The organism is Cryobacterium sp. MLB-32 (assembly GCF_000738085.1).
GTDB lineage: Bacteria > Actinomycetota > Actinomycetes > Actinomycetales > Microbacteriaceae > Cryobacterium.
In genome coordinates this window covers 1-12,749 of the sequence record NZ_JPRS01000058.1, presented here as the reverse complement: position 1 = coordinate 12,749, position 12,749 = coordinate 1, and the positions used below count along the sequence as shown (strand labels likewise).

Here is a 12,749-nt window from a genome sequence, read left to right as displayed (position 1 = left end):
TTTCGGCGCCACGTTCCTGATCTACTTCATGGTTTTCTCTCTTCCGGGAGACCCCATCGCTGCCCTCTATGGCGAGCGTCCCCCGTCGCCGGCCGTCATTGCCCAGATTCGCGCGGAGTACAACCTCGACAAACCGTTCATCATGCAGTACCTGCTCTACATCGGCAACTTCTTCCAGGGTGACCTCGGCACCACCTACTCGGGCCGATCCGTCTCCGATGTCATGGCCTCGGCATTTCCGATCACGGCACGTCTGGCCATGCTTGCCCTCGTCTTTGAAGCATTCTTCGGCGTCCTCGTCGGTCTCGTCGCTGGTCTCCGCAAGGGCAAGCTGTTCGATGCGAGCGCCCTTGTCGTGAGCCTGCTGCTGATCAGCGTGCCGACCTTCGTGATTGGCTTTGTGCTGCAATTTGTGTTTGGCGTTCAGCTCGGCTGGGCCCGCACCACCGTGAGCGGGGCCGCTCCGATCGACGAACTGATCTTGCCAGCGCTGGTGCTGGCATCCGTGTCGTTTGCCTACATTGTGCGCCTCACCCGGGCGAGCGTGTCCGACAACCTCAACGCCGACTTCGTGCGCACGGCAACGGCGAAGGGCATCTCGCGCCCTCGTGTTGTCACTGTGCACGTGCTGCGTAACTCTCTCGTTCCCGTGATCACCTTTCTCGGGGTCGACATTGGATCGCTCATGGTCGGGGCCATCGTCACCGAGGGAATCTTCAACATCAACGGAGTAGGCGGCACGGTCTTCAAGGCCATTCGCCTGGGCGAGGGACCGACCGTGGTCTCCTTCATCGCTGTCATGGTCGTGATCTTCGTCCTCGCCAACCTGCTCGTCGATCTGCTGTACGCAGCTCTGGACCCAAGGATCCGCTATGCCAAATAAGAACCAGAGCACGCAACCGCACTTCGTTGCAACGCTCGAAGACACCCCGTTGGTTGCCGTTGACCGCCTCGACGAAACAGCGAAAGCCCGCAGCACCTGGGCTGACGCGTGGGAATCAATGCGTCGCCGGCCCACTTTCTGGATCTCCTCCGGACTGATCCTGCTGATTGTCCTGGTGGCGCTCTTCCCCACCCTCTTCGCGTCGGTCTCACCGACCCAGTGCCAGCTTTCGGACAGCAACGGATCGCCGCAGTCCGGCCATCCGCTCGGATTCACCTTCCAGGGCTGCGATGTGTACTCGAGAATCATCCACGGTACCGGAGCCTCCGTGACCGTCGGAATGCTCGCTGCGGCGATCGTGACCCTGTTCGGCATTATCGTGGGAGCCCTTGCCGGTTACTACGGCGGTTTCCTCGACGGCATCGTGTCACGAATCGGCGACATCTTCTTCGCCGTTCCCACCGTGCTGGGCGCCATCGTGCTGCTCTCGGTGTTGCCCGACCGCACACCGGTGGTGATCGCGCTGGTCATCTCGATCTTCGCGTGGCCGCAGGTCGCCCGCATCATGCGCGGTGCCGTGCTGACCGCACGCAACTCGGACTACGTCGTCGCGTCGGTTGCGCTCGGAGTGTCGAAGTTCAAGATCCTGGTGCGGCACGTGGTTCCCAACGCGATCGCCCCCGTGATCGTGATCGCGACAGTTTCCCTCGGCACGTTCATCGTTGCGGAGGCTACGCTGTCGTTCCTGGGCATCGGCCTGGGCCCGGGCACGATGTCCTGGGGCCGCGACATCGGTGAAGCGCAGACCTCCATTCGCACGAGTCCACAGGTGCTGCTGTACCCCTCGATCGCACTGTCCCTGACCGTGCTGGCGTTCCTCATGCTCGGTGATGTGCTCCGCGACGCACTTGACCCCCAGGCGAGGGCACGCCGATGACCCAGTTAGCGACCGAAAACGTGAACCACATCTCGTCCACCGACTCCGCACCTCTCCTTGAGATCAAGGACCTCGAGGTTGGATTCCGCACCCAGCGGGGCATCGTGCCTGCCGTGCGCGGTGTCAGCCTCACTCTGTACCCCGGACAGACCCTCGCAATCGTTGGGGAGTCCGGATCAGGCAAGACCACGACGGCTCAGGCCATCATCCAGCTGCTGGCCGGCACAGGTCAGGTGACTGGCGGACAGATTTTGTTCGAGGGCCGCGATCTGACGACCCTGACTGCCTCCGAAATGCAGGCCGTTCGTGGCCGACAGATCGGCTACGTGCCTCAGGATCCGATGAGCAACTTGAACCCCGTCTGGAACATCGGCCATCAGGTGGAGGAGGCCGTCAAGTCCAATAGTGGCCTTCGGGGCAAGGCGGCGCGCAAGCGCACCATCGAGGTGCTGCAGGAGGCCGGACTCAGCGATGCTCAGGACCGCCTCAAGCAGTATCCGCACCAGTTCTCCGGCGGCATGCGCCAGCGCGTGCTGATCGGGATCGGACTGTCGGCCCGTCCGAAGCTCCTGATCGCGGATGAGCCCACCTCGGCGCTCGACGTGACGGTGCAGCGGCAGATCCTCGACCACCTCGGCACCCTGACGCGCGACTATGGCACCTCTGTGCTGTTCATCACCCACGACCTCGGCCTGGCCGCGGAGCGGGCCGAGCAGCTCGTGGTGATGTACAAGGGCAAGGTTGTCGAGTCGGGGCCGTCGCAAGAGATTCTGGCCAACCCGCAGCATCCCTACACCCAGCGCCTCGTGGCCGCGGCACCGAGCCTCGCGTCCCGCCGGATCCAGTCGAAGAAGCACCCGGAAGGGTCCAGCACGGAGATTTACTCACCGGGCTCGCTCGATACGGGGCTCATCAACCGAGCGGCGGTGCGTGAGCAGGCAGCATCGGACAAATCCCTCATCTCGGTGCAGGGAATCTCCAAGCTCTACCGCATCCGCACGAGCGGGCTGAAGTACAACGAACTGCTGGCCGTCAACGACGTTTCGTTCGGGGTGAAGAAGGGCACCACCACGGCGATTGTGGGCGAGTCCGGTTCTGGCAAGTCCACAGTGGCGAAGCTGATCCTCCAGCTCGAGACGATCACGAGCGGGAGTATCTCCTTCGACGGGCAGGACGTCGCCGGTCTCACGGGCAAGGAGCTCCTGAACTTCCGCCGTCGAGTACAGCCGGTGTTCCAAGACCCGTATGGCTCGCTGGATCCGCAGTACAACGTGGGCAACACGATTGCGGAGCCGTTGCTGGCCCACAAGATCGGCAGCAAGAAGGAACGCCAGGCTCGCGTGCTGGAACTTCTCGATCAGGTGTCGCTTCCTGCGGCCACTCAGTTTCGCTATCCAAGCGAATTGTCTGGCGGCCAGCGCCAGCGCATCGCGATCGCCCGCGCGCTCGCCCTCAAGCCCGACGTGCTCGTGCTCGACGAAGCCGTCTCGGCCCTCGACGTGCTCGTTCAAGGTCAGGTACTCACCCTCCTCACCGAGCTGCAGGCAGAACTGGGACTCACCTACCTGTTCATCACGCATGACCTGGCGGTCGTGCGCTTGGTCGCGGACAACGTGTGCGTCATGCAGAAGGGCCGGATCGTGGAGGCCTCGAGCACCGATGACGTGTTCGACAACCCCCAGAAGGAGTACACCCAGGAGCTGCTCGCGGCAATTCCCGGAGCGAATTTCGAGTTCGGGCGGGCGGAGCGACTTCTGAACGGCGCGCGCGACCTCTAAGCGGGGCGAAAAACGCGCAGACGGCGCGGACGGGCGGCACCCAGTGTGCCGCTTGCCCGCGTCGTCTCTGTTTTGATTACCGGTCGGTAACGAATGTGAGGAATTATTAGCTTTTGTGGCGCTACCTCTCTAGTGTCAAGCGTATCCACGCTCGACTGAGGCGCTACGAACGCCAGGTCGGGTTCACTTCGCAAGGAGGAACATTGCCAGTCAGAGGAAAATCTGTCCGCAGAGCACTCAGCGGGGTGGCCATCGTCGGCATCGCCGCGATCGCCCTGACCGCATGCACCACGACGGGAAGCACATCGACCTCCACGGCCGCGAGCGGCGGTACGGTCACGGTCGCCGTCGTCAACGACTTCACCTCGTTCAACTCCCAAACCCCCCAGGGCAACCTCGATACCAATGGCCAGGTCGGCTACCTCAACGGCTCATACGGCTCGGGATTCTCCTACATCGACAATGAGTTCAAGATCGTACACGACGAAAAATTCGGTACCTTCGAGAAGACGTCCGACGACCCCCTGACGGTCAAATACACCCTGAACAAAGACGACAAATGGTCAGACGGCGAGCCCGTCACGGCCGATGACATGGTGCTCGCCTGGGCCATCGGGTCGGGCCACTACGACAGCGCCACCTTCGACGAGACCTCGGGCGAGGTCAGCGGCGGAACCCAGTACTTTACGATCGCGGCCAGCACCGCGGGCCTCGATGCCACCGCGTACCCCACGGTGTCCGACGACAACACGTCCATCACCCTCGTATACAGCACGCCCTACGTGGACTGGGAACTGGTCAACCCCATCGCCCAGCCCGCGCACATCGTGGCCAAGAAGGCCGGCCTTGCCTCGGCCGCGGACCTCACCACACTCCTGAAATCCCTGCCCAAGGGAGATCCGGCGGCCCCGGCGGCCCCGGACGCCACCCTTCAGGCGGCCGCCTCCTGGGTCAATACCGGCTATGACGCGACGGCGTTCCCGACCGACCCCGACATCCTCGTCTCGAGTGGAGCCTTCGTCGTGTCCGGCTGGACTCCGGGACAATCTCTCACGATGGAGCGCAACACGTTCTACGTGGGCGGGATGACGCCGAAGGTCGACAAGGTCATCTTCCGCATCATTCCCGATGCCAACGCCCAGGTGACCGCCCTCCAGAACGGTGAGGTGGACATCATCAATCCGCAGGCGTCCGCCGACACGCTCACGGCCCTGAAGAACTCCGGCGCCGACGTTCTCACCGGCGACCAGCTGTCGTACGACCACCTCGACCTGAACTTCGGTTCGGCGGTCTTCGCCGACCTGAGCGTTCGCCAGGCCTTCCTGAAGACCATCCCGAGGCAGCAGATTCTCGACTCCATTGTCACCCCCGTGAATCCCGATGGTGAGGTGCTCAATTCGCAGCTCTGGGTTCCGGCAAACGCGCCGTACGCGGACTCGGTGAAGAACAACGGATCGAGCGCCTACGCTGATGTCGACATCGAGGGGGCGAAGACGCTGTTGGCCGGAGCGACCCCGACGATTCGCATCCTGTACAACACCAATAACCCGAACCGGGTGGACGAGTTCCAGGCGATCCAGGAGTCGGCGGCCAAGGCCGGCTTCAAGATTGCTGACGCCGGGTCACCCGACTGGAGCAAGCTGTTGCCGGGCGGCGACTACGACGCCTCCCTCTTCGGCTGGATCAGCCCGGGCGCGGGAACCAGCGGTCTCCCGCAGATTTTCTCCAGTCAGGGCGGCGGTAACTACAACAACTACACCGGTACCAACGCGGACGCGCTCAAGACGCAGACGACGCTCGATCCCGATGAGCTCGTGAGCCTGATGATGAACATCGATAAGCAGACGTTCACGGACGGCTATGGCCTGCCCCTGTTCCAGCTGCCCGGCGTGTTCGGCGTGTCCAAGCGCGTCGACGGCGTGCAGTACATGGGCAACCAGACCGGACCCTTCTGGAACTTCTGGGAATGGTCCGTCAGTAAATAACACTCGTCACCGAGTGGGTCGGGTCCCCGTAAGGGGCCCGGCCCACACCCGATTACGTCCGCTGATTCTGCAGTGAGGTAAGAACCCATGGTGAGTTTCATCGTGAGACGGCTCCTCGTCTCTGTGCTCATTCTTGTTGCGGCCTCGTTCCTGATGTACATGATGGTCGCCTATTCCGCCGACCCGCTTCAGGACCTTCGCGAGAGCAACTCGCCCAACAAGGTGCAGCTGATCAATGCGAGGATTCAACTCCTCAACTTGGATGTGCCGCCTCCGCTGCGCTGGGTCCTCTGGCTCGGCGGCGTCGCCCGCTGCGTCATCCCTTTTGCGAACTCCTGCGACCTCGGTTCCACGATCTCCAATGCCCTTGTGGTCGACATTCTGCCGCAGGCCCTCGCCTCGACCGTTCAGCTCGTCACCCTCGCCCTCGTGCTCGCGATCGTGCTCGGCGTGATGATCGGCATCATCACGGCGCTTCGTCAGTACAGCGGGCTCGACAACACCGTGACGTTCATCAGCTTCTTCCTGTACTCACTGCCCGCCTTCCTGGTGGCCGTGCTGCTCAAAGAGTTCGTGGCCATCGGGTTCAACGATTTTCTGCGCGATCCCGTGATCAGCGGTGTCGCGCTCACGCTCATCGGCATCATCGTTGGGGTTATTTTCCAATCGCTGATTGGCGGCGACCGCCGGCGTCGGCTGATCGTCTTCGGCCTCTCCGGGGGCCTGACGGTCGGAATCCTGCTCATCATGCTCGCCACGAATTGGTTTCACGACCCCGGTCTCGGCCCCATCACGGTGACCATCCTCGTGGCCGCGATCGCCCTCGCCACGACGGTGCTCGCGGCCGGCCTGCACAATCGCCGCGCCCTCCTCACCGCGGGCATCAACGGCGGGCTGGCCATCATCGCGTACTTCGTGCTGCAGCCGCTCTTCGATGTCTCATCCGTGGCGACGCTGGCGATCCTGGCCGCGGCCACCATCGCCGTCGGGCTCATCAGCGGCTTCCTGGTGGGCGGGTACGACCGGGGCCAGAACATGCGGGTTGGGGTCATCACGGCCGTGCTCTCCGCCGGGGTGGTGCTGCTCGACCGATTCATGCAGTCGTGGAGTGTGCTCTTCGATGCCACGAATGGCCGTCCGCTCGCGACCGTGGGCTCCTCAACGCCCGGCCTGTCGGGCGACGTGTGGCTCATGGGGCTTGATACCTATACGCACCTCGCCCTCCCCACCATCGCCCTGCTGCTCATTTCCTTCGCCGGCTACACCAGATATTCCCGCGCCGGCATGCTCGAGGTGCTCGGCCTCGACTACGTGCGCACCGCGCGAGCCAAAGGCATCCCGGAACGCACGGTGATCATGCGCCACGCCTTCCGCAACATGCTCATCCCGATCACGACCTTGATCGCCTTCGACGTGGGAGCCCTCCTCGGCGGCGCCATCATCACCGAAACGGTGTTCGCCATTCCGGGCATGGGGTACCTGTTCAATGCCGGCTTGCGACGCGGCGACGTCAATCCGGTCATGGGCTATTTTCTGGTCATCGCCGCGATGGCCATCCTGTTCAATTTTCTGGCCGACCTCGCATACGCCGGTCTCGACCCGAGGGTGAGGATCCGCTAGATGTCGAATTCACTGGAACCCGTGGTCAGGCCCGATGATGCCCTGCCAAGTACCCGACCCGTGAGCCAGGGGCGCCTGATCTGGCGTCGGTTTATCGCCAACCGCTTTGCCGTCACCTCCGTCATCGTGATTGTCGTGATTGTGCTGTTCTCGATCTCGGCCATCGGTGTCGGACCGATTCAGGGCTGGTGGAAGTACGGCTATCGGGAACTCAATCCACAGGTCAACGGCGGAGACCCCACCCTGTCGCTCGTGCCGACGTGGCTCGGTGGAGACGGGGTGACACTCGGGGAACACCCGTTCGGTCAGGACCGCATCGGCAAGGACTATTTCGCCATGACGATGCGGGGGATCCAGAACTCCGCCCTCGTGATGGTCGTGCTCGGCCTCATCGCCACGATCCTCGGCGTGGTCGTCGGTGCGGTCGCGGGGTATTACCGCGGCTGGGTTGATGCCACGCTCATGCGCATCACCGACATCTTCATCGTCATCCCCGCCCTCGTGATCGGGTCTGTCGTCGGGCACTGGTTCGGCGGCCTCGGCGCCCCGGTGCTGGCGATTATGCTCGGCTTTTTCTCGTGGATGGGGATCGCGAGGCTCGTGCGCGGCGAGTTTCTCTCCCTGCGTGAGCGCGCCTTCGTGGAGGCGGCCAGAGTGGCCGGCGCATCCGACCGACGCATCATCTTCAAGCACATTCTGCCCAACGCCATGGGCGTGGTGATCGTCTCCGCCACGCTCATCATGGCGTCGGCGATTCTGCTCGAGACGGCCCTCAGCTACCTTGGCTATGGCATCCGCTCACCCGACGTGTCGCTCGGGCTGCTGATCAGCTCCAACCAATCGGCGTTCCAGACGCGTCCGTGGCTGTTCTGGTGGCCGGGCGTGTTCATCGTGGCGCTCGCGCTATTCGTGAACTTCGTCGGTGATGGCCTGCGCGACGCCTTCGATCCGCGGCACCGCCGATTCAAGCTTCGGTTGATGCAGGAAAGCATTCCCGAACCCGAGCCCGAGGACGAGAAGCTGTGAGCAGGTTCGGAGGCTCACCCCAGCAGGATAGCGGCCGCGCTACCCACCGCGAACACCACGAGGAGCGCCGCAATGGTGCGGTGCGGAATGAGCGTCACCGGTGTCTGCTCCGCAACGCCCGCCTCGATCGCACCCGTGGCCTGCAGGCGGTCCCAGCGGTTGCGCACGAGCTGAGCGGCGTCACCGGATTCTGTTCCGGGCAGATCGCCGGGGCGCGGTTCCACGGTCATGAAGCGCGTACGGTCAACGGATTCCCCGGCGCGGTTCGCGCGTCGCACCGTGCCCCGGCCCGGGGCGGGTGCGACCCAGACCGGCCACCGGCGCCCGGGGGTGAAGAGTGTGAGCGAGAACTTCGTATCGACCTGGACGAGTGCCGCCCAGGGAATCTCGATTGTGCGCAGCGGATTCCGTACGGTGACCGCTCGGTCGCTGACGCACACGGACGGCGCCCACAGGTACACCCAGCAGAGCAGCACAATGAAACCGGTGGGAATGAGAAACAGCTCCTGCCCGGTGAGCGACAGGGCGACGGCCGAAACCGCGCAGAGCGCCACCACGATTCCGGCGAGCGTGCGATTGAAACGCGAGACGTATGTGTCGGGGTCCGTTGCCGGTGTCATGTCGACATCGTCGCAGTTGCAGCAGTCCCGGTGCAAGCCACCGAACGAGGGAACGGAATCGCATGACGAACCAGACAACCGGCCAGGTGCCCGAGGCCAAGAAGACGTCCGCCCTCGTGCTCGAGGTCACTGACCTGAGCGTGGACTTCGGGGTGGACAACGTCTGGATCCCTGCGGCCATCAAGCTGAGCTATTCGATTGAACGCGGCAAGGTTCTCGCGATCGTGGGGGAGTCCGGTTCGGGCAAGAGCGCCAGTTCGATGGCCATCCTTGACCTGCTCCCGGAGAACAGCCGAATCACCGGCAGCGCGAAGCTCGATGGGCGGGAACTGCTGGGGTTGAAGCCGGCCCAGATGCACAAGGTGCGCGGGGGACAGATCGCGATGATCTTTCAGGAACCGATGACCGCGCTGAACCCGGTCTACACGATCGGCTTCCAGATCATGGAGACCCTGCGCGCCCACTTCGGAATGTCTCCACACGAGGCGAAGGTGCGCGCCCTCGAGCTTCTCGGAATGGTGGAACTGCCCGATCCCACCAAGGCCTTCAACTCCTTTCCGCATCAGCTCTCCGGCGGGCAACTGCAGCGGGCGATGATCGCCCAGTCCATCTCATGCGACCCGCAACTTCTGATCGCCGATGAACCGACCACGGCGCTCGATGTGACCGTGCAGGCCGAGATCCTCGACCTGCTCCGCAGCCTGCGAGACCGGCTCGACAGCGCCATCCTGCTCATTACCCACGACATGGGAGTGGTCGCCGATCTGGCGGACGACATCGCCGTGATGCGCCGTGGCCTGATTGTCGAGCGCGGCACCGTGGAGCAGGTCTTCACAGCGCCCGTGCATCCCTACACGATTGCACTCCTGAAGGCCGTGCCGCACCTGGGTCAGCGAGGTGACGAGACGATCGACACGACGGCGGCGTTGGCCGTGGGCTCCGATGCGAACGTGGGCGAAGCCCTGTCCGAGCGCATTCACGTGAACGAGCGTCTGGCTGCCGCCGCCGCGTCGGCCGCCGAGCTCGATAGCCGTGAGGTGGTCGTGAGCTTTGAGGACGTGTCTATCGAGTACCCCAAGCACGGGCGCGTGCCCGCCTTTCGCGCGGCAGATTCGGTCACCCTCACGGTGCGTCAGGGCGAAGTTCTCGGGCTGGTCGGTGAGTCAGGCTCGGGCAAGACCACCCTCGGACGCGCGGCGATCGCACTCCTGCCGATCACGTCCGGCCGACTCGTCGTGGCCGGGCAGGATATCTCCCGAGCGTCGCGGGACGAGATTCGAACCCTGCACAAGAGCGTGGGTATCGTCTTCCAGGATCCCTCCTCCTCGCTGAACCCGAGAATGCCGATCGGGGACAGCATCGGAGAACCCCTGCGTCTGGCGAAGGGGTTGCGTGGTGCAGCCCTGAACGCCGAGGTCGACCGACTGCTCGACAGCGTCGAGCTGCCGCGCAACTATCGCGGCCGCTTTCCCCACGAGCTGTCCGGGGGACAAAAGCAGCGCGTCGGTATCGCAAGGGCGCTGTCTCTCCAGCCTCGCGTGCTCATTGCGGACGAGCCCACGAGCGCTCTGGACGTCTCGGTGCAGGCCCGCGTACTCGATCTCATGCAGGCCCTGCAGATCGAGATGCAGTTCGCCTGCCTCTTCATCACGCATGACCTGGCGGTCATTGACGTGCTCGCGGATCGCATCGCGGTGATGCACCACGGCCGCATCGTGGAAACCGGAACGCGCGACGAGATTCTGCGCTACCCGAAAGCTCCGTACACCCAGCGCCTGCTCGCGGCTGTTCCTCTGCCGGATCCTGTCGAGCAGCGTGCCCGGCGTGAGCTTCGACGCACCGTTCTAGCGGCCGGCGCCAAGGAGTAGCGCGCGAGTGATCCTCAATTCCCAGCCCGCACCGGGTATGGTTTTGAGCAATGAGAATCAGATCCACGGTTGCCTGGGTCGTTGCCGTCGGTCTGCTGTTGACCGGGTGCACGGCCTCGACGGCCGAATCCGGATTGGATAAGGGCGCCACGGTCACGGTCGCTGAGGCCGATGCATTCACCTCGACGAATCCGGCGACGACCTACGGAAACTCGACCGCTAATCTGGGAGTCGGTTCCCTGACAAACGACTGGTTCCTGTCGGTGGACGACACGCCGGCGCTCGTGCTGGACGAGTCATTCGGGCACGTCGAGCGTGTCGCCAGCGACCCGCTCACCGTGAAGTACACCGTGAATGCGGGCGTCACGTGGTCGGATGGCACGCCGGTCGACGCGGCAGACCTGCTGCTCAATTGGGTCGCCAATTCACGGGCTCGCGACACTCCCGGCTACGCTCCCGGTGATCTTGCCGACGCCGAAACCCACGAAATCAGTGGCGTACTTCCGGCGGACACGGTGTATTTCGATTCTGGCGCCCAGCCGAACTCTGGCCTGGGACTTGTTCATGACCTGCCTGTCGTCGGCGACGACAATCGCTCCATCACCATGGTCTATTCGGCGCCATACGCAGACTGGCAACTGGTTTTTCCGGCCGCACTGCCCTCACATGTCGTGGGAAAGAAGGCTCTCGGACTCACCGACGACGACGCGGCCAAGTCCGCCGTCACGGCGGCCATCACCTCCGGTGACGTGGGCGCGTTGTCCAAGATCGCCTCGTTCTGGAATTCCGGATTCAACGTCACCGATCTGCCGACGGATCCAGAGGTCCTGGTCAGCACGGGGCCGTATACGATCTCCGGAGTTGAGGCCGGGGAGTCCGTGACTCTCACAGCGAATCCCGACTATACCGGCGCCCGGAAGCCGTCTATTGAGACCGTGATCATGCGCCACATCGCAGATCCGCTCGCGGCCGTACAAGCGCTGGGCGCCGGCGAGGTCGACGTGATCTCCACACCCGCGACCCCGGCGGTTACGAGCGCTCTCGATGCCTTGGAGGGCATCGAGTCCACATCGGGATCGCATGGCACGTACGAGCACATCGACCTGCAGTCCGCGCACTCACGAAATGGCGTATTCGCCGACCCACGAGTCCGGCAGGCGTTTTTGAAGGTGGTACCCCGCCAGAAGATGCTCGACGAACTTGCCGCACCGGTCTCCGGAACAGATGCGGCACTTCGAAACTCCCAGGTCTTCGTCCCCGGAACCCGAGGCTATGGTGAGTCCGTCACACAGAACGGGTCGAAGGCCTACCGTGACGTGGACGTACCGGGTGCTCGAGATCTCCTGGCGGCGGCGGGCATGGCCGCGCCCACGGTGTGCATTCTCTATGAATCGAGCAACCCCCGCAGGGTCAAGGAATTCCAGCTGATCGTGGAGTCGGCCGCACAGGCTGGTTTCGTCGTCACTGATTGCGGTGATCCTGACTGGCGCGATCTGCTCGGAGTCTCCAACAGCTATGACGCGGCCCTGTTCGGCTGGTCGACACCGTCGCTGGCGGTCTCCGCTACGAGTGAAACTTTTCGCACCAACGGGGCCAACAACTTCTCTTTCTTCTCCAACGCCGACGTTGATGCCGTCACGGCGCAGTTGGGCGTTGAACTGGACCCCGAGACCCAGGCGGCTCTTCAAGAGAAGCTCGACAAGCTGCTGTGGGACAACGCCTACGGCATGCCGCTTTTCGATCTCCCGGTTGTAAACGCTCACGCGGATCGGGTGTCCGGCATCGCTCCGTCGATTCTCGCGCCGAATGTGCTGTGGAATCTGCCTGACTGGACCGTCGACGACGCTCGTAGCTGAGCATGACTCCGCTTCGGCGGGCTGTCTACCCCATCACTAGCAGATGCACGCGTCGAGTGGGGTCACAGACCGGCAACGATTTGATGCTAATAATTCGATCTCATTAAGGTTGGGCACGTATTCCTGCAATTTGACGGCATCCTTGGTGCAGAACCTGCAATCGACCTATGCTCTAG

9 protein-coding genes are annotated in these 12,749 nt (G+C 63.5%); 8 read left to right on the top strand and 1 reads right to left on the bottom strand.

From position 1 onward, the window contains the following. From JF66_RS08135 to JF66_RS08110, 6 genes are all read left to right on the top strand, one after another. Window positions 1–883, top strand: an 883-nt coding sequence (locus tag JF66_RS08135; RefSeq protein WP_035876908.1) for an ABC transporter permease, incomplete at its 5' end; no start/stop codon positions are given. Next, the gene (locus tag JF66_RS08130) at window positions 873–1,820 is read left to right on the top strand and encodes an ABC transporter permease (protein WP_035876906.1); all 948 of its coding nucleotides are present in this window, start codon (window positions 873–875) and stop codon (window positions 1,818–1,820) included. The genes JF66_RS08135 and JF66_RS08130, both read left to right, overlap by 11 nt. Beyond that, window positions 1,817–3,598: an ABC transporter ATP-binding protein gene (locus JF66_RS08125; RefSeq protein ID WP_035876904.1), complete on the top strand. Its 1,782-nt coding sequence runs from the start codon at window positions 1,817–1,819 to the stop codon at window positions 3,596–3,598. The genes JF66_RS08130 and JF66_RS08125 overlap by 4 nt, the downstream gene beginning before the upstream one ends. A 245-nt stretch (window positions 3,599–3,843) precedes the next feature. Next, on the top strand, window positions 3,844–5,583 hold the full coding sequence (locus JF66_RS08120) for an ABC transporter family substrate-binding protein (protein WP_369797970.1): 1,740 nt from the start codon (window positions 3,844–3,846) through the stop codon (window positions 5,581–5,583). Between the two features lie 87 nt (window positions 5,584–5,670). Beyond that, a complete protein-coding gene (locus tag JF66_RS08115; protein WP_035876897.1) occupies window positions 5,671–7,203 on the top strand; it encodes an ABC transporter permease in 1,533 nt (510 codons plus the stop codon). Continuing rightward, window positions 7,204–8,229 carry an ABC transporter permease gene (locus JF66_RS08110; RefSeq protein ID WP_035876894.1) on the top strand — a complete coding sequence of 342 codons (1,026 nt, stop codon included), beginning with the start codon at window positions 7,204–7,206 and terminating at the stop codon, window positions 8,227–8,229. Between the two features lie 14 nt (window positions 8,230–8,243). On the opposite strand, the gene JF66_RS08105 is transcribed toward JF66_RS08110, so the two are convergent. Next, the gene (locus JF66_RS08105; RefSeq protein WP_035876892.1) at window positions 8,244–8,849 is read right to left on the bottom strand and encodes a PH domain-containing protein; all 606 of its coding nucleotides are present in this window, start codon (window positions 8,847–8,849) and stop codon (window positions 8,244–8,246) included. A 62-nt stretch (window positions 8,850–8,911) separates the two neighbouring features. Between JF66_RS08105 and JF66_RS08100 the strand changes: the two genes are divergently transcribed. Both JF66_RS08100 and JF66_RS08095 read left to right on the top strand, forming a co-directional pair. Further along, window positions 8,912–10,717: an ABC transporter ATP-binding protein gene (locus JF66_RS08100; RefSeq protein WP_051973288.1), complete on the top strand. Its 1,806-nt coding sequence runs from the start codon at window positions 8,912–8,914 to the stop codon at window positions 10,715–10,717. A 50-nt stretch (window positions 10,718–10,767) separates the two neighbouring features. Beyond that, on the top strand, window positions 10,768–12,573 hold the full coding sequence (locus JF66_RS08095; RefSeq protein WP_035876890.1) for an ABC transporter family substrate-binding protein: 1,806 nt from the start codon (window positions 10,768–10,770) through the stop codon (window positions 12,571–12,573). Window positions 12,574–12,749: the final 176 nt, after the last annotated feature.